The 17,146-nt window shown below is 51.8% G+C and carries 13 protein-coding genes and 5 tRNA genes; 15 read left to right on the top strand and 3 right to left on the bottom strand.

Annotation, left to right across the window (positions count from 1 at the left end; translation table 11 throughout):
* The first annotated feature begins 68 nt into the window (after positions 1 to 68).
* The 10 genes from recJ to IE102_RS12600 all read left to right on the top strand — a co-directional run bounded on the left by recJ (position 69) and on the right by IE102_RS12600 (position 5,660).
* A complete protein-coding gene (gene recJ, locus IE102_RS12645; RefSeq protein ID WP_229807756.1) occupies positions 69 to 1,793 on the top strand; it encodes a single-stranded-DNA-specific exonuclease RecJ in 1,725 nt (574 codons plus the stop codon).
* An 82-nt stretch (positions 1,794 to 1,875) separates the two neighbouring features.
* Positions 1,876 to 1,950 (top strand) — tRNA-Glu (locus IE102_RS12640).
* A gap of 38 nt (positions 1,951 to 1,988) precedes the next feature.
* Positions 1,989 to 2,063 (top strand) — tRNA-Glu (locus tag IE102_RS12635).
* Between the two features lie 273 nt (positions 2,064 to 2,336).
* A complete protein-coding gene (locus tag IE102_RS12630) occupies positions 2,337 to 2,903 on the top strand; it encodes a cold-shock protein (RefSeq protein WP_189487210.1) in 567 nt (188 codons plus the stop codon).
* Positions 2,904 to 2,944: 41 nt separating this feature from the next.
* Positions 2,945 to 3,505, top strand: coding sequence for a DUF192 domain-containing protein (locus IE102_RS12625; RefSeq protein WP_229807741.1), 561 nt, complete (start codon positions 2,945 to 2,947; stop codon positions 3,503 to 3,505).
* A gap of 80 nt (positions 3,506 to 3,585) precedes the next feature.
* Positions 3,586 to 3,662 (top strand) — tRNA-Pro (locus IE102_RS12620).
* Positions 3,663 to 3,806: 144 nt separating this feature from the next.
* A tRNA-Pro gene (locus IE102_RS12615) sits at positions 3,807 to 3,883 on the top strand.
* 129 nt (positions 3,884 to 4,012) lie between these two features.
* On the top strand, positions 4,013 to 4,318 hold the full coding sequence (locus tag IE102_RS12610; protein ID WP_189487208.1) for an ETC complex I subunit: 306 nt from the start codon (positions 4,013 to 4,015) through the stop codon (positions 4,316 to 4,318).
* Between the two features lie 20 nt (positions 4,319 to 4,338).
* Positions 4,339 to 4,415: transfer RNA gene (locus IE102_RS12605), tRNA-Arg, on the top strand.
* 267 nt (positions 4,416 to 4,682) lie between these two features.
* A complete protein-coding gene (locus IE102_RS12600; RefSeq protein WP_229807740.1) occupies positions 4,683 to 5,660 on the top strand; it encodes an amino acid ABC transporter substrate-binding protein in 978 nt (325 codons plus the stop codon).
* A 2-nt stretch (positions 5,661 to 5,662) separates the two neighbouring features.
* Here IE102_RS12600 and sseA read toward each other — a convergent pair whose 3' ends face one another.
* A complete protein-coding gene (gene sseA, locus IE102_RS12595; RefSeq protein ID WP_189487206.1) occupies positions 5,663 to 6,490 on the bottom strand; it encodes a 3-mercaptopyruvate sulfurtransferase in 828 nt (275 codons plus the stop codon).
* A gap of 36 nt (positions 6,491 to 6,526) precedes the next feature.
* Entirely contained in the window at positions 6,527 to 7,996 is a 1,470-nt protein-coding gene (locus IE102_RS12590; RefSeq protein WP_189487204.1) for a cryptochrome/photolyase family protein, read from the bottom strand.
* A gap of 111 nt (positions 7,997 to 8,107) precedes the next feature.
* Between IE102_RS12590 and kdsA the strand changes: the two genes are divergently transcribed.
* The 3 genes from kdsA to IE102_RS12575 all read left to right on the top strand — a co-directional run bounded on the left by kdsA (position 8,108) and on the right by IE102_RS12575 (position 11,203).
* On the top strand, positions 8,108 to 8,983 hold the full coding sequence (kdsA, locus tag IE102_RS12585; protein ID WP_189487202.1) for a 3-deoxy-8-phosphooctulonate synthase: 876 nt from the start codon (positions 8,108 to 8,110) through the stop codon (positions 8,981 to 8,983).
* A 54-nt stretch (positions 8,984 to 9,037) separates the two neighbouring features.
* Positions 9,038 to 9,961: a lysophospholipid acyltransferase family protein gene (locus IE102_RS12580; RefSeq protein WP_189487200.1), complete on the top strand. Its 924-nt coding sequence runs from the start codon at positions 9,038 to 9,040 to the stop codon at positions 9,959 to 9,961.
* A 93-nt stretch (positions 9,962 to 10,054) separates the two neighbouring features.
* On the top strand, positions 10,055 to 11,203 hold the full coding sequence (locus IE102_RS12575) for a DUF3089 domain-containing protein (RefSeq protein WP_189487421.1): 1,149 nt from the start codon (positions 10,055 to 10,057) through the stop codon (positions 11,201 to 11,203).
* Here the strand turns inward: IE102_RS12575 and recG are convergent.
* The gene (gene recG / locus IE102_RS12570) at positions 11,200 to 13,263 is read right to left on the bottom strand and encodes an ATP-dependent DNA helicase RecG (protein ID WP_189487198.1); all 2,064 of its coding nucleotides are present in this window, start codon (positions 13,261 to 13,263) and stop codon (positions 11,200 to 11,202) included. The two genes, IE102_RS12575 and recG, sit on opposite strands and share 4 nt — an antisense overlap.
* Positions 13,264 to 13,363: 100 nt before the next feature.
* On the opposite strand from recG, the gene IE102_RS12565 reads away from it, so the two are divergent.
* Positions 13,364 to 13,651, top strand: coding sequence for a succinate dehydrogenase assembly factor 2 (locus IE102_RS12565; RefSeq protein ID WP_189487196.1), 288 nt, complete (start codon positions 13,364 to 13,366; stop codon positions 13,649 to 13,651).
* 6 nt (positions 13,652 to 13,657) lie between these two features.
* Complete coding sequence (gene mfd, locus IE102_RS12560) at positions 13,658 to 17,140, top strand: transcription-repair coupling factor (protein WP_189487194.1); 3,483 nt, start codon at positions 13,658 to 13,660, stop codon at positions 17,138 to 17,140.
* Positions 17,141 to 17,146: the final 6 nt, after the last annotated feature.

Here is a 17,146-nt window from a genome sequence, read left to right as displayed (position 1 = left end):
TCTGGAGTCAACGTCACGGCCTGAACACTCCGTCAGATGATGTGCATCGGATCACAAATCTGCTTACCATGAAAGGCGAGATACCCGGAGCGTATCTGGAGCCGATAGCCCAATCCATTGCGGGTCGCGGTATTACCCCAGAGGGGCTTGAGGATTACCTGCAACCGACCCTGAAGGCCTTGTTTCCCGATCCGGAAGGGTTTGCGGACATGCCGGTTCTGGTTGCGGCCATGCTGGATGCGCTGGAACATAACAAGTCGATCTACGTTTTTGCGGATTACGATGTCGATGGTGCGACCAGTGCCGCCCAGTTGGTGCGCTGGTATCGTCATATGGGTCATGAACTTCAGGTCTACGTGCCTGACCGGCTGACGGAGGGGTATGGACCGTCTGTCGCGGCCTTTGATACATTAAAAGCCAATGGCGCTGATCTGGTGGTCACAGTTGATTGCGGGGCTTCGGCGCATCATGCCCTTGAGTATGCGGCATCCATTGGCCTTGATGTAGTTGTGATTGATCACCACCTGATGCGTGAAGCCCCACCGAAATGTCTGGCCGTCGTAAACCCTAACCGACCAGACTGTCAGTCCGGGCAAGGAAACCTGGCCGCGGCTGGTGTTGTGTTCGTGGTTCTGGCGGCCCTCAATCGTGAGGCCGAGCGGCGAGGGCTTTTTGCCGCACGCGCCAAACCGGATTTGCGCCAGTGGCTGGATCTGGCGGCCCTTGGGGCCATTTGTGACGTCACGGCGCTTACCGGCTTTAACCGTGCGCTGGCTTCGCAGGGGCTTAAGGTCATGTCGCGCCTTGATAATACCGGCATCAAGGCACTGATTGAAGTGGCGGGGTTGGATCTTAAACAAAAGGATGGCGCCAACAGCCTGATGAGCGTTTTTCATTCAGGTTTTGTCATTGGTCCCCGGATAAATGCTGGCGGCCGGGTAGGGCGCGCCGATCTTGGGGTGCGGCTACTGTCAACTGATGACGCGGGTGAAGCGCGGCTTCTGGCGCAGGAACTGGATGAACTCAACAAGACCCGTCGTGAGGTCGAAGCTGAAGTGCTGGAGCAGGCGATTGCCATAGCTGAGCGCGAAAATCTGCTGGCTAAGGACGATGATGTAATTATCGTGGCTCATGAGGGCTGGCATCCGGGGGTCATCGGAATCGTCGCCGGTCGTTTACGTGAGCGTTGGCGTAAGCCGGTTATCGTTATCGGCATTGATCCCATTTCGGGGATAGGCAAGGGCTCCGGGCGGTCTCAGCCGGGGATAAATCTGGGCCATGCCGTGGGGGCTGCCTTTGAGGCCGGTATCGCTATTTCCGGTGGCGGCCATGCTATGGCGGCGGGACTTAGCGTCATGCGCGATAGGATTGATGAATTGCGCAGTTTTCTGAACGCGCAGGTGCGCCAGCAAGTAGGTAATGAAGCCGTGCGGGAGAGGCTGGAAATAGACGCCGCCCTAAGCTGTGCCGGGGCTACGCGTGATCTTCTGGAGCAATTTGAGATTATGGCACCGTTCGGACAAGGTAACCCGGAGCCCGTGTTTGCCTTCTCTCATATGCTTGTCAGCTATGCGACTGTCATGAAGGGCGGCCACATTCGGGTTCAACTGGATGATGACCGCGGCCATAGAATAAAGGCTATAGCCTGGCGCGCAGAAGATACCGCTATTGGAGAGATGCTGCTTCGCCCGCCCGGCCGGGTACATGTCGCCGGACGATTGAAAGCGGACGATTATATGGGCCGCAAAGGGGTGCAGCTTGAGATCGAGGACGTCGCCCAAGTCCGAACTTAGATATTCACAAGTCGATTTAAAATACCGAAAATAAGGCTTGCATCGTTTATTTTGTGACGCTATCAAGCGCACCTCTTGATGTGGTCCCTTCGTCTATCGGTTAGGACGTCAGGTTTTCAACCTGAAGAGAGGGGTTCGACTCCCCTAGGGACTACCAAGAGATTGCCGGTTAAACGGCTTAATAGATGCGCACGTGGTCCCTTCGTCTATCGGTTAGGACGTCAGGTTTTCAACCTGAAGAGAGGGGTTCGACTCCCCTAGGGACTACCAGCGCCTGACTGTTTCCCTGAAAAACGATAGTGTTGATTTTAAGCCACTATCGCAAAGGTTTTGAAACAAGACTGACATATTCGCTAAATTTAATATATATTACGTGTTCGATTAACCTTAAGCCGTGATGACAGCGCAGGGTTACCGGGGGTTGTTGCACGGGGGATACTTTCGCATTTTTTGAGAAAAAGAATCAAAAGAGCCTCCCTATTTTGGGATATCCGTGTTATTAATATTTATGCTTGATGAAGTTATATGGCGTGGTGAGGGATTATGAGTTTGTACGAATTGAATAATCGAGCTGAAGCTGAGCCGCTCGTCGAAATCAATGGTCATGTCAAGTGGTTTGATACAACCAAGGGTTACGGATTTATTGTCCCGCAGGATTCTTCACTCACCAGTATGCGTGATGTGCTTTTGCATATTTCAAGTTTACGCGACATCGGTCGTGACGCGGCGAACGAAGGTGCTGAGATAAGCTGTAAGATCGCTAAACGCGCTAAAGGATGGCAGGTTATCCAGATTGATCATTTGGGTGAACAAGGTGCTGTCTCGCCGGTACGTTCGACTGTATCAGATGCAAAGCCTCATTCCAGTGCCGCCGTAAACGCCATAACCGTGGGCGACTTGGAAGCCGCCACCATAAAATGGTTTAATCGTACCAAAGGCTACGGTTTCGTTGTGCGCGGAAATGATCCGACCGACATTTTCATTCATATTGAGACGCTTCGCCGCTTTGGGCTCGAAGATGTCCAGCAAGGTGAAATTATCATGGTTCGTTTTGGGGAAGGCCCTAAAGGCCTGGTTGTTACGGAAGTTCAGCCCAAGGCTTTTGCCTGATTGCATTGTGGCCGGGTTACTCTGGCCATAGGTGAGTCTCTATGTCATACATTCCTGAGTTATTCAGGAAGGTATTTTTTATGCCGAATCTTCATCTAAAAACTGGCTCTGTAGCATCATCCCTGACCGCAGTTATGCTATCTGTGGCGGTGGCGTTCGCCGGTCTTAGCGCATGTGCAAAACCGCTTGCTGACAATGCTCAAATAAAGCCGTATTCGGCGCTTGAGCCATTAACCGTAAAAACGCCGACCGCCTTGCATGAGTTCCGGGTTGAAATCGCCGATGACTTTTCTGAGCGTGAGCAGGGCCTGATGTATCGTAAAAATCTGCCGGAAGATCAGGGGATGCTGTTTGAGTTTCCGGATACATCCGAGCGTGCCTTCTGGATGAAGAATACAGTTATTCCTCTTGATATTATTTACATTTCACCCCAAGGCCGAATTGTCTCCATTCAAAAACAGGCGCAACCGTTTGACGAGACCCCGTTACCATCATTCGCGCCCGCCAAAGGGGTGCTCGAAATCCAAGGGGGGCTTGCTGACAAGATGGGCATTAAGGTCGGAGATCAGATTATACACCCCTTTTTCACAGTAAAATCGTAAAACCTGCTTTACGTGAGCAAATAGGGCTTGCGGCGCAAAGGCTTAAGTGGCAATAAGCGCGCCTCTTACACAAGAGACGTCGGGGTGTAGCGCAGCCTGGTAGCGCAGCTGTTTTGGGTGCAGCAGGTCGGAGGTTCGAATCCTCTCGCCCCGACCATTTAAAGAGAGCGGTTCGTTTCGAGCCGCTTTTTTTATGTCTGAGTTTCAGACTTCCACTGAAAAATAAAAACCCAAAAGAATTTATACGCGTAACTCTTGCCAAAGAAATGCGCGGCGACTAAACAACCGCTTCCCAGAGCGTCGGGGTGTGGCGCAGCCTGGTAGCGCGCCTCGTTCGGGACGAGGAGGCCGGAGGTTCGAATCCTCTCACCCCGACCATTTAAAAAAGCGGTTCGTTTAGAGCCGCTTTTTTAATGTGCAAACCATATGGCTGGGTTTGCTTTTGCCGGACTTTGATAGTAACTAGCCAAAGAGAAGCCTTTTCGGATTCTTGCAGGAGACGTGAGTATGTTTGCACGCATTTTCAAACCCGCTAAAACCGCCATGCAGTCGGGCAAGGCGAAGACTCAGGATTGGGTATTGGAGTTTGAACCTGCGTCAGCGCGTCATCCTGATCCGCTCATGGGGTGGATTAGTTCTGCCGATACGCGTGCGCAAGTGCGTCTGACCTTTGAAACCAAGGATCAGGCCATCAATTATGCCGAACATCATGGCATTGCCTTTCGCCTGATCGAGCCTGAAGTGCCGCCCAAGATCATTAAGGCCTATGCTGATAACTTTGCCTACAATCGCAGGCAGTCCTGGACGCACTAAGGCTTTTAAACGCCATAAAAGACTCCGTAGCTCAGTTGGATAGAGCATCCGCCTTCTAAGCGGACGGTCGCAGGTTCGAATCCTGCCGGGGTCGCCAATGGCCGTAAGGTTGGGCCGCGAAATGGTCAGATTAGCTGCTAATTGCCTTTGACCCGTGTTTTGAAGCATCCTATGGTTTGGTCTTCACCCTTCTGAGGATCAAGGTGGCCCAATGCCGTTGCGGCATTCCAATAATCTGACACCTTATGGTTTGACGGTCGCAATGACCGCGGCAATGTTCGTTGCTGCCTGTTCGCCAGGACCTTCTGGGGATAGGGCAGCGCCGGCAGCCAAATCTTCTGAGCATAGCGCCTCAGCTGAAAAAATGGCACGAAGCACCTATGGGGGCACTTTAAAAGCCGTGCGCGCGCGCGGCAGATTGAATTGTGGGGTTCATCCGGGGCTTATCGGGTTTTCGTACCGAGATAATCGCGGCGAATGGAAAGGATTCGATGTCGATTTTTGCCGGGCCATGGCTGCGGCCATATTTGGTGATCCCGACCGTATCAATTTTGTCCCATTGGAAACCGATAAACGTTTTGACGCTTTGCGACGCGGTCAGATCGATGTGTTATGGCGCAATTCATCCTGGACATTGTCACGTGATACGTCAGAGGGCTTAAACTTTGTCGGCATAAACTACTATGATGGTCAAGGGTTTCTGGTGCGCCGTAGCCTTCGCTTAAACAGTGCTACGGAGCTAAACGGCGCACGTATATGTGTTCAGAGCGGGTCGACAACTGAGCTTAATCTGGCCGACTATTTTCGGGCTAAATCCATTAAATATACCCCGGTCGTCGTGGCCACTGAGGATGAGGCACGCGGCCTATATGCCCGCGAAGCCTGTGATGCCTTCAGTTCCGACATATCGGCCTTGGCTGCCGCGCGCACAACTCTGGATGACCCTCAAAACCATGTCATCTTACCGGATGTGATTTCCAAGGAACCTTTGGGGCCCGTCGTGCGCGAAGGTGATGCGCAGTGGGATGACATCGTGCGCTGGACGTTAAATGCGGTCGTGCTGGCCGAAGAATACGGCGTGTCATCACAGAACGTTGACGATAAAATAAAAACGGCTCAAAACTCAGAGGCCGTAAGGCTTCTCGGTGGGGATAGCGGTTGGGGCCAGGCCATGGGGCTTGACGCTAGATGGGCCTATAACGCTGTAAAGCGCGTCGGCAACTATGGGGAAATTTTCGATAGAAATATTGGCCGTCACTCTCCGCTTAATCTGGATCGCGGCTTGAATGCACAATGGAATGGCGCTCCGCCGGGCCTAATTTATGCGCCCCCGGCACGTTAAGTTTAGATCGATATAGGGGTGCTAAGCTGTTCTTGCCCCCATTGCGCCCATGAACCGTCATACAGTCGCACCTTTTCATGGCCGATTTCGCTCAATGCAAAAGCCAGTATTGCGGCGGTGACCCCAGAACCGCATGTGGTGACAACGGTTTTGTCAGGCGTTAAGCCCGTTTGGGCGAATATGGCGTGCAACTCATCTTTCGACTTGAGTTGGCCCTCTGTAATCAGTTCTGTGTACGGCAGGCTGTGGCTTTGAGGAATATGCCCGCCGCGTAATCCGGCTCTGGGCTCAGGCACCAGGCCGTGAAAGCGCGCGCGGGGACGAGCATCAAATATCATGAATTGATCATGATCAAGCCCCGCGATGATTTCATCCATTCCGATGACCATGCGGTCCTGAAAATCAGGCCTGTAAGCGGCCTGCCTGGGGCTATGTATGTCTTCGGTTACAGATTGATCCGCTGCTTGCCAGGCCGGAAATCCGCCTTTAAGGACCTGAACTTTGGCGTGCCCCATCAGTTTGAATGTCCACCAAACTCGCGCGGCCGAGAATAAACCTTGCTGATCATAGATCACCACGTGATCAGTTTCGGAAATGCCCATCTCACCCATAGCTTCTGCAAACTTTGCCGGTGAGGGGGCCATATGTGGCAGGTCTATATTGTGGTCGCGAATAGCCTCGATATCAAAGAACTGCGCGGTTGTGATGTGCGCCGTTAAAAAGGAGGCTTTCATATCTGTTCCGTCCAGCGCCCAACTGCCGTCGATGATTTTCACGTGCGCTGAAAGCAATTTAGAAAGACACTCAACACCGATCTGAGATGAGGACATGTCGGCTCCGAACCTTATGAAGGTAATATGTCTAGCCTATTTATGCCGGTTATCAAACGCTTCCAACGCGCGTTCTCGTGCAAAGGTGTGATCGACAATAGGGTGGGTGTTCAGATCGGTTTCAACCTCATCAAACAATCCCGCAGATGCGTGTTTAGATTTCTGGCTATGGCTGCCGGGTTGAAAGCCCGGTATGAATTTTCGCCGGTACAAAGCCTTCGGATCAAAGGTTTCAGCCTGAGTGATCGGATTGAAAATCCGAAAATAGGGGGCTGCATCCGCACCTGAGCCCGCCACCCACTGCCAGCTTGCCGGGTTGCTGGCGGGGTCCGCATCGACCAGGCAATCCCAGAACCAGTTTTCACCCCATCGCCAGTCAATCAAAAGATGCTTGATCAGAAAGGACGCCGTGATCATGCGCACCCGATTATGCATGATCCCGGTCTGCCATAGCTCGCGCATTCCCGCATCAACTAAGCTATAACCGGTTGTACCACTCTGCCATGCCCTGAATTCTTTGGTATTATTGCGCCATTTTATGCCGTCAAAACCGGCTTTGAAGTTTTCTTGGTGTAACTTTGGTTGCTGATCCAAAAGCCCATACGAAAATTCCCGCCAAACTAATTCTGAACGTAACTTATCTGCATGAACCGTTAAGCTTGGATGGTGAAACTGCGCCTCGTAGATGGCTTTAAGCACCCTGTGAGGGCTGATTTCTCCGAAACGCAGATGTGCCGAAAGCTTGGATGTGGCCTCCATGTCTGTGCGATCGCGATAGTCGGCATAATATTTAAGGCCGTTTTCGATGAAATGAGCCAACCGCTTCAGGGCGCCGGCTTCACCTGGCGTCCAGATGTCAAAACTTTCCGCCCAATTGCGGCCTGATGCTGTTGTTGTGTGATCCAGTCCCAACGCACTGATCGGCTCTGTTTCCGGCCATTTTACAGGCGGGCGCCAGTTGACGGTTTGATTCGGCTCGATTTGGCGTTCAGTGTAGCCCCCCGCAACGAGTGCACGATAGAATGGTGTGAAGACGCGATAAGGGTCACCTGTCTTTGTGCGGACATGATTCGGGGGGGATAGCAGGCAGGTATTCAGTCGATCAAATTTGATCCCCTTAGTCTCAAGGCGTCGGCTTAAAGACTCATCCTGCAATTCAAGCTTTGGATCAAAACTATGAGAGCAAATTATTCTTTTTACATTGTATTCTTCGGATAATGTTTCAAGAATTTCGGTTGCGTTCCCCTTCCTGACGATCAGGCGAGACCCGCACATTTTCAAATCCTTATCCAAAGCCATAAGTGATCGGTGCAGCCACCATTTGGATGCCGCACCTAACGGACGAGTTCCAAGTGTTTCATCGTAAATGTAAATCGGAATAACGGGTAAGCCCGATTTCAGGGCCATCTTGACGCCATCATGATCCATAAGCCTCAGATCAAATCGAAACCACAGCAGGCAGGCGGGGGAGGTTGAAAGGTCATTATTTGGCTGTTTTTGGCTCATAGATCGGATACTCTTAAAAAGCGCTTGCCAAAGCGACTAGCAGTGACCATCTGATACGTCAAAATCACAGTTTGGGATTAGCGTCCCGTAAAAATTCAGGAGTTATAGGCCTTGGTACAGCCGAATGCGGTCATTAATGTGAAAACCCCATGGGGCAAGCCGGTGGTCATCGGCGGCACTCACAAAATCGCTATCATTGCCGGCCCATGCCAGATGCAAAGTCGCGAGCACGCGCTTGAAACGGCGTATGCGCTTAAAGATATCGCGGACCGACTGGATATCGGCCTGATTTACAAAACGTCTTACGATAAAGCCAACCGCACATCGGCCAGCGCGCAACGCGGAATTGGTATGGAAAAGTCTCTGGAGATTTTTCAGGAAATACGCGAAGCAACGGGTTTGCCGACCCTGACCGATGTTCACGAATCAGCACACTGCGACATCATTAAGGATGTCATTGACGTTATTCAGATTCCTGCATTTCTCTGCCGTCAGACCGATTTGCTGATTGCGGCCGCACAGACTGGGCGCGCTATCAATGTGAAAAAAGGGCAGTTTTTAGCGCCGTGGGATATGAAAAACGTTATTGCCAAGATCAACAGTGCTGGCAATCCCAACGCCATGGTCTGCGAACGCGGCACGTCTTTTGGCTACAATACGCTGATTTCCGACATGCGCGGTCTGCCCATTATGCGCGAAATTGGATGCCCGATTATATTTGATGCCACCCATTCGGTTCAACAACCGGGCGGGCAGGGCACGTCTTCGGGGGGGCAGCGTGAATTCGTACCTGTGCTGGCACGCGCGGCCGTAGCCGTTGGCGTTTCAGGCGTCTTCATTGAAACTCACGAAGATCCCGATAATGCACCGTCTGATGGCCCAAACATGGTGCCACTAAGTCAGTTTGAAAGCTTGGTGTCTGAACTTCTTGAGTTTGACGCTATAGCCAAGTCAAAGCTTAAAACTCAGCAGCCCGCTACGGCTTAAGCCAGAGTGGCAACGTGTCATGACCTTTAAAGCTTTATATTAGTTCACTCATCTATGGCGCTTAAAAAAACTACATTTTTACAGGATATAGGCTGGCGGATAGAAGCGGTTTTTTACGACCTGTTTGTCGCCGTGATCCGCAGCTTACCCGTAGATACGGCGTCAGACTTAGGCGGATGGTTGCTGAAGACCTTTGGGCCTCTAACCAGTGTGCAAAAGACTGTGCGCCGCAATCTCGATATAGCGTTTCCAGATCAGGATGAGGCCTGGAAGCGGAACATTGTCACCGCCCAATGGGAAAATCTGGGCCGTACATTTGCGGAATTTCCGATCATGGACCGCATCCGTATCTCTAACGGACGGGTAGAGGTGGTGGGCGGTGAGCGACTAGAGGCACTGGAGCAGGCAAATGCACCGGTAGTTTTTATTTCCGGTCATTTTGCGAACTGGGAAATCATGCCATCTACCATAGTGGATTATAAAGTGCCGTGCCTCATGACCTATCGTGCAGCGAATAATCCTTACGTAGATCAACGTATTAAAGATGGCCGCTTTCGTTATGGTGTAAGATTGTTCGCACCCAAAGGTGGTGATGGTGCCAAGGATCTGCTGCTGGCTATGGGGCGCGGCGAATCCGTTGCCCTAATGAACGATCAGAAATTCAACAAGGGCGTCCCTACGCCGTTTTTCGACAGTGTTGTTTACACGGCGCCGGGCCCAACGCGTCTGGCTATGCGCTTTGGAACGGTTTTACAGCCTATGTCGGTTGAGCGTACGCACAAAGCCCGTTTCCGTGTGATCGTACATCCCGCTATCGAAGTCGATAATACTGGCAATCGCGGAACTGACATTGAAACAACCGTCTGTAAGGTTAGCAAGTTTGTTGAGGATTGCGTCCTAAAGCGGCCGGAAGAATGGTTTTGGGCGCACAAACGCTGGCCTAAAGAAACGTATAAAGTTCAGACGGATCAAAACTGACGGCAATGTCATCATATGAAACCGGAGGTGTTTTGCCACCGGGGCAGGGGAGCTTATGATGCATGCATTATCAAACGAGGCCATAGCACGTTCATGCTGAGACCAGGTTGGTTAAAGGGCAATTGGGCCATTATTGCACTCGTGGCACTTACGTCTGTGTTGGCGGTGGCACTGATTCTGTTCAGTGATGATATCAAGCGGCACAATCTCGATCCTAAAGTGCCATTCCAGACTTATAGACGCCCTGCTGCACCCGATTATAGTAAGTCATCATCGTGGTACATGAATCCGGCTTTATCGGGGGGAATGTCCTCACGCAAAGCCGATGTCTTTTTTGTCCACGCCACAAGCTATACAGGCGGAAAAGAATGGCTGGGGGCGATTGATGATCGCGCCACAACGATTGAAATCGAACAAGCGCAACTACCAAACTATGCGGCGCCTTTTGCCACGGAGGGTAATGTCTACGCACCGCGTTACCGGCAGGCCAGCCTTTACAGCATGCTCACCCGCCGCGAGGATGCCCGCGAAGCCCGTCAATTTGCCTATGGGGACGTTGAAAAAGCGTTCGAGGCCTTCTTGAGTCAGCGACGCAGCCCGCGCGGATTCGTAGTTGTTGGCGTGGAGCAGGGTGGTGTATTGCTGGATCGCCTCATCAAAACTAAAATCATGCCTGACGCGCAACTGTCATCGCAAATGATAGCTGCTTATATGATTGAAACCCTTGTGCCTGCATCAGATTATAATGGCGCAAAAGGCATAAAGGCGTGCCAAAATCGCAATGAAACCGGGTGCATACTGGCTTATCTGAGCGTCGATGACGGACGCCCTGATCAGGCGCTTCAGGCTGAGCGTCGCGCGCTTATCTGGAATGAAAACCATAATCTTGTGGTTTTGGGTAAGGAAGAGACTCTTTGTGTCAATCCGCTAATAGGGGGCGTTTCCGAAGCGGATACAGACGAACGCCAAAGCCTTGGGGCCGCTAATGCAACGGGGCTGGAGTGGGACACTCCGCCGGCCTTGGTGTCACGTAAGGTCAGTGCCCATTGCCGGGGCGGCATCCTTTATGTCGTGCGACCTAATTCTCCAACATTTCGTGACGACGGTACCTGGACCACACGCGTGAAGGTCAATAGTTACAATCTCTTTTACGGCGATCTTAAAACCGATTTTCGTGATAGGCTCTATAATTTCCCCTATAATCAAAAAGTTCGGGCCATGACTAGTAAGCAGGGTAATTAGTCATTTTTATCAGAGACTTCTATTCTCCAGTCAAAAAGATACTTTAAGATATTCAAGGCTTGTTGTCGCGCCTGCGGCAAACTTTTTTCTCGCTGAAGAATGTAGACGGCATCTCTGGCGGCCATAGCGACCAAATCGCCATGCTTTTCCGAATCAACAAACCTGTAGTCTGGAAAGCCCGATTGTTTTGCGCCCAGAACATCACCTTCACCGCGCAGTTTCCAGTCGGCTTCGGCGATCGCAAAGCCATCTTCGGTATCACGTAGAAGTTCAAGTCGTGCCTGAGCTGTTTTGCTTAAAGGCGCATCATACAACAGAATGCATACACTCTTATCCGATCCACGCCCTACGCGTCCCCGTAACTGATGCAGTTGCGCCAGACCGAACCTTTCAGCCTGTTCGATGATAATGATCGTAGCATTGGGCACATCAATGCCAACCTCAACTACGGTCGTTGCGCACAGCAATTTAAGTTCGTTTCGCGCGAACCGACTGACCACGGCATCTTTCTCAATAGACGGCATGCGTCCGTGAACCAGACCGATTTCTGTCCCGAAAATCTCGGTTAGCTCGCGGTGACGGGCCTCGACCGCGATCAAGTCGCTTTCGGCGGTCTCCTCCACCAGAGGGCAAATCCAATAGGCCTGTGCGCCGTCGGAAATAGCCGTTTTCAACCGATTAAACACATCTCCGAGGCGGGCACGAGGAATGACGGCCGTTTGTATAGGCTGACGTCCCGCCGGCTTTTCATCAAGTACGCTCAGATCCGCCTCACCATAGCTCGTAAGGGCCAAGGTGCGCGGTATGGGCGTCGCCGACATCGAAAGATAATGAACGCTGTCGCCCTTGAGGAACAGCTTCTGGCGCTGACCTACGCCAAAGCGGTGCTGCTCATCAATGACGGCCAGTTGCAATCCTTTGAAATCTACGCCGTCCTGAAAAACGGCGTGGGTGCCAAAAATGATGGCGGCTTCACCCGTGGCGACGGCGGCGCGTTTTTGTTCGCGCACGGCGCCCTTGTCGCGTCCAGTCATCAAAATAGATGTCAGCCCAAGAGATTCAAGAATAGGCTGGGTTTTTTCATAATGCTGCCGTGCCAGAATTTCGGTAGGCGCCATCATGACACTCTGAAAACCATTATCGGCGACGTCGATCATGGCCATGAGCGCCACCAGAGTCTTACCGGAACCGACATCACCCTGGATCAGTCGGTTCATCCGATAACCTGACGACAAATCGTGCCGGATATCCTCCAGCGCGCGATGTTGCGCGCCAGTAAACGTGAACGGCAGGCAGGCTTGCGCTTTGCTGGCTAAATCATAGCTTTTCAATATCAGGGCGGGGCTAGCCTGACGGTTAGCTTTTCGGCCCTTTAACGCCAGTTGATGCGCCAGAGCTTCATCATAGGCCAATCGGCGTCGGTAAAGATGGTTGGGGTCTATATCCGTAAGAGCCTGTGGGGCATGCGCGCCATGCAGCGAAGCGTTGAAAGGGGACCACCCCTCTTTGCGCAGAATTTCAGCATCAATCCATTCCGGAAGATCCGGCAGGTTTGCCATTGCCGAATTAACAAAACGGCGAAGCATCCGCGAACTTATGGCCTGAGTGGCGGGGTAAATCGTTTCATAGCGGGGAATATCTGAGGCATGATCTTCATCCACCACATAATCAGGATGAGTGATCTGCAATGATCCGTTAAAGCTTTCCACGCGGCCGCTAACCCACCGTTTAGTCCCAACAGGATGTTTTTGTTCAAACCCTTTGATCTTATGAAAATAAACCAACTGAAGATCGCCGTCGGGATCTGAGGTCATTATGCGCTGAGGTCCACGCAGGTTGCCGGGATAGGCTTTAATAGTGATTTCAATTGTCTGGACCTGCCCCACAATGGCTTTGTCGAGTGTAGTTACTGGCCGCTCAATAACATTCGCGGGGAGTGTGAACACCAGATCGCGAACAAACGCCCCAATGTGCTTGATTAAAAGCGGCGCAATTTTAGGTCCAACCCCTTTCAGGGCGGATAAAGACGTGTAATAGGGGAACAGAATCTCCGGTCTCATCGGAATTGATCATGCCGCATGGTCATGCATATGAATAGTCACCGCAGATCCATTATATTCGCCTTATCCCCCTCTTTCGGAGGGCTGGAGCCACAAACTCATGACCGAAGCCCGCAATGAAAATCGTCTGGCGCGTGAGCGTAAATTATCTTTTCGTGCATGGCGTCGCGGCTTTAAAGAGGCGGACATCATATTAGGTAATTATGCGGACGATCGTCTAAGCACCATGACCGAAGAAGAACTTGATATCTTCGAAGTTTTGATCGAAGTTCCGGATCAGGATCTTTACGGCTGGATCATTGAGCGCGACCCAACACCCGATGAGTTTAAGTCAGTAATTATGAATGAACTCAATCAATATTATAAAAAAGCTTATACGAAACTTTAATCCAGTATGACTGATTTAGCGACCGTTTCAGGCAAGTCTCACCAATTAACGCTGACCGGATGTCCGCCGGGTTTTGACAGCCTTATTCTGTCGGATATGGTGCGTTCAGAAGGCTTTGGCGTCTTTGTGGCGCGCGATTATGGCCGTATGAACGCAGTCGTGGAAGAGCTTAATTTTTACGCGCCTGATCTGGAGGTCATAAAGCTGCCGGCATGGGACTGCTTGCCCTATGACCGCGTTAGCCCCAGCGGTGGGCTGGTGGCCCAGCGTATGGCCAGCCTGACAAGGCTTCAGGCTTCTGTCGATCAGAAAAATCGCATAAAGCCAATGCTGGTACTTACTACGGCCGCGGCCATCACTCAGAAAGTGCCCCCCAGGGAGGCTACCCAGGATAGTTATCTGTCCCTGCGCCCAGGCCAGACGATCGATATCTCAAAACTCGAAAGCTATTTTACCCGCAACGGCTACAATCGCGTATCAACAGTTTCCGAACGGGGCGAATTCGCGGTCAGGGGCGGCATTGTAGACGTTTTCTCCCCCAGTCAGGATGAGCCGGTTCGCCTTGATTTTTTCGGCGATACGCTTGAGTCGTTACGTAGTTTTGATCCTGAAACCCAGAGATCTCTGAAGACTATACATAGCCTTAATTTTATGGCCGTCAGTGAAGTGTTACTTGATGACGAAAGCATTAAACGCTTTCGTCAGGGATACTTAGAGGCTTTTGGTACAGCGGGGGATGACCCACTTTACGCTGCCATATCCAGCGGAATACGTCGTCAGGGCATGGAGCATATGCTGCCTTTGTTTTATCCAAAACTTGGTAGCGTTTTTGACTATTTTCCGGCTGATAGCCTGATCTTTTTGGACCCGCTGGCAGAGGCCGCCTTCGAAGAGCGCCAGGTTAGTATTGAGGATGCCTATCAGGCCCGAAAGTCGGCCTCAGAACAAAAGGGCGGAGCATCTTATCGGGCCTTGCCACCTGGCAGATTGTATTTGGCTGTAGATGAGTGGCATACGGCCCTAGCGCGATGCCGCATCCGCCGCTTTGAGGCTATGCATCGTGAGGGGAACGGCGTAGTCGATCTGGGCGCGCGGGCCGGTAGAAGCTTTGCGGCTGAAAGGCTTCAGGACAGCGTAAATTTGTTTACCGCCGTTGCGGACCACGCCAAAGCACTATCCAAAGCCGGTAAGCGCGTCATCTTCGCGTCGTGGACAGATGGCTCATCTGAACGGCTTTCGATTTTATTAAATGATCATGGTCTGGGGACCGTCCGGCAGGCGACGACATGGTCAGAAGCCATGACGTTCGGGGTGGCCGGCACCAAAGCTAAACCGATTCAGCGGGCTGTTTTACCGCTTGATCAAGGCTTTGAAACCGAAACTCTGGCAATAATTTCAGAAACCGATGTCTTAGGTGACAGGTTAGCTAGACCACGTAAGCGTCGAAGGGCTAACAATTTTCTGGCCGAAGCTTCAGCTCTGTCTCAAGGTGATTTGGTCGTTCACATTGAGCATGGCATCGGCCGTTATGATGGTCTGAAAACACTGACCGTAGACCAGGCACCTCATGATTGCCTTGAACTGCAATATGCCAGTGATGCTAAACTGTATCTGCCGGTGGAAAATATTGACCTCCTGACCCGTTATGGTGCCGATAGTGATAGCGCCCAATTGGATCGTCTTGGCTCGGCCAGTTGGCAGGCCCGTAAGGCCAAGGCTAAAGACCGTCTGCGTGAGATGGCGGACGGGCTCATTCAATTGGCGGCGGCCAGAGCGCTCAAGGTTGGGGTTCAGATTGATCCGCCGTCCGGGCTTTATGATGAGTTTTGCGCTCAGTTTCCGTATGAGGAGAACGAAGACCAGCTTAATGCTATTGCCGATGTGCTCGAAGATCTGTCTAAGGGCCATCCTATGGACAGGCTCATTTGCGGTGATGTTGGCTTTGGTAAAACTGAAGTGGCGCTTCGGGCCGCATTTGTAGTCGCCATGTCAGGGCAGCAGGTGGCGATAGTTTGCCCCACGACATTGCTGGCACGGCAGCACTTCAAGACCTTCAGTCAGCGTTTCCAGGGCTGGCCTGTGCGCGTCCGCCATTTATCGCGTATGGTCACTCGAAAAGAGGCTGATGAAACTCGCGAGGGCTTGAAAAACGGCGAAATTGAAATCGTTATAGGCACGCATGCTATCCTGTCTGAACAGGTGAGCTTTAAGAATTTAGGCATTGTAATTGTTGATGAAGAGCAACATTTTGGAGTCAAGCACAAAGAGAAATTAAAAACACTGCGGGCGGATGTTCATATGCTGTCGCTATCGGCGACGCCTATCCCGCGCACCCTGCAAATGGCCTTGTCCGGTATCCGGGAAATGTCAATTATTGCCACACCACCTGTTGATAGGCTGGCGGTACGCACCTATGTCCTGCCGTTTGATCAGGTGTCTGTGCGTGAAGCCTTGTTGCGAGAAAAATACCGCGGAGGGCAGGCCTATTATGTCGTGCCACGCCTAAGCGATTTACCGGATATAGAGGCGTTTTTACGCGAGCAAGTACCTGAGATCAAATTTATCGTAGGCCACGGCCAGTTATCTCCCACACAGTTAGAAGATGTCATGACGGCCTTTTATGAGGGCCAGTATGATGTACTTGTGTCAACGACGATCGTTGAATCGGGGCTTGATGTCCCCACGGCCAATACCCTCATCGTCCATCGGGCTGATATGTTCGGATTATCACAGCTTTATCAGATCCGTGGACGGGTGGGGCGCTCTAAGACCCGTGCGTTTGCCTATCTGACAACGCCGCCCAACAAAACCTTAAGTGTCGCCTCAGAAAAACGGCTTAGGGTACTGCAGTCCCTTGATAATCTTGGAGCAGGTTTCCAGCTTGCCAGCCATGATCTGGATATTCGTGGTGGGGGGAATTTGCTGGGTAATGAACAGTCCGGTCACATTCGTGAAATTGGCGTGGAGTTGTATCAGCAAATGCTCGAAGATGCCGTTGCAGAGCTAAGAGCTAAAGGTGAAACCGTTATCGATGACCGCGGGTGGTCACCGCAAATCAATGCCGGTGCTGCGGTTATGATCCCGGAAGAGTATATTCAGGACCTAAATATTCGTTTGTCACTCTATCGCCGTGTGTCTGAGGCTGAAAAACTGGAAGATCGCGAAGCGCTGGCGGCTGAGTTAATCGATCGCTTCGGCCCCATACCTGATGAAGCTCAGCAATTGCTCAAGGTGGTCGGGATTAAAGGGCTTTGCCGTCAGGCCAATGTCGCAAAGATTGATGTGGGGCCAAAAGGCGCCGTTATCACGTTCCGTAATGATCATTTTGCCAACCCCGGCAGCCTGATAGGGCTAATTCAGGCGCGACCCGGTGACTGGCGCCTGCGTCCCGATCAGAAGCTTCTGGTTAAGGGGGAATGGGAAAGCGGTGCTGAGCGTCTTCAGGCGGCGGAGAAAATAATGAAAGATCTGGCGGCTTTGGTGGTTTAAGGCCGC

The organism is Asticcacaulis endophyticus (assembly GCF_014652575.1).
GTDB lineage: Bacteria > Pseudomonadota > Alphaproteobacteria > Caulobacterales > Caulobacteraceae > Asticcacaulis > Asticcacaulis endophyticus.
Note: the sequence above shows the minus strand (reverse complement) of the source record. Positions and strands in the feature narration are given on the sequence as shown.

What these genes read in the sequence shown, in the direction of transcription:
- recJ (WP_229807756.1), top strand. Translation starts at nt 69, where the DNA reads ATGAAAGGCGAGATACCCGGAGCGTATCTGGAGCCGATAGCCCAATCC.
- IE102_RS12630 (WP_189487210.1), top strand. Translation starts at nt 2,337, where the DNA reads ATGAGTTTGTACGAATTGAATAATCGAGCTGAAGCTGAGCCGCTCGTC.
- IE102_RS12625 (WP_229807741.1), top strand. Translation starts at nt 2,945, where the DNA reads ATGTCATACATTCCTGAGTTATTCAGGAAGGTATTTTTTATGCCGAAT.
- IE102_RS12610 (WP_189487208.1), top strand. Translation starts at nt 4,013, where the DNA reads ATGTTTGCACGCATTTTCAAACCCGCTAAAACCGCCATGCAGTCGGGC.
- IE102_RS12600 (WP_229807740.1), top strand. Translation starts at nt 4,683, where the DNA reads ATGGCACGAAGCACCTATGGGGGCACTTTAAAAGCCGTGCGCGCGCGC.
- sseA (WP_189487206.1), bottom strand. Translation starts at nt 6,490, where the DNA reads ATGTCCTCATCTCAGATCGGTGTTGAGTGTCTTTCTAAATTGCTTTCA.
- IE102_RS12590 (WP_189487204.1), bottom strand. Translation starts at nt 7,996, where the DNA reads ATGAGCCAAAAACAGCCAAATAATGACCTTTCAACCTCCCCCGCCTGC.
- IE102_RS12580 (WP_189487200.1), top strand. Translation starts at nt 9,038, where the DNA reads ATGGCGCTTAAAAAAACTACATTTTTACAGGATATAGGCTGGCGGATA.
- IE102_RS12575 (WP_189487421.1), top strand. Translation starts at nt 10,055, where the DNA reads ATGCTGAGACCAGGTTGGTTAAAGGGCAATTGGGCCATTATTGCACTC.
- recG (WP_189487198.1), bottom strand. Translation starts at nt 13,263, where the DNA reads ATGAGACCGGAGATTCTGTTCCCCTATTACACGTCTTTATCCGCCCTG.
- IE102_RS12565 (WP_189487196.1), top strand. Translation starts at nt 13,364, where the DNA reads ATGACCGAAGCCCGCAATGAAAATCGTCTGGCGCGTGAGCGTAAATTA.
- mfd (WP_189487194.1), top strand. Translation starts at nt 13,658, where the DNA reads ATGACTGATTTAGCGACCGTTTCAGGCAAGTCTCACCAATTAACGCTG.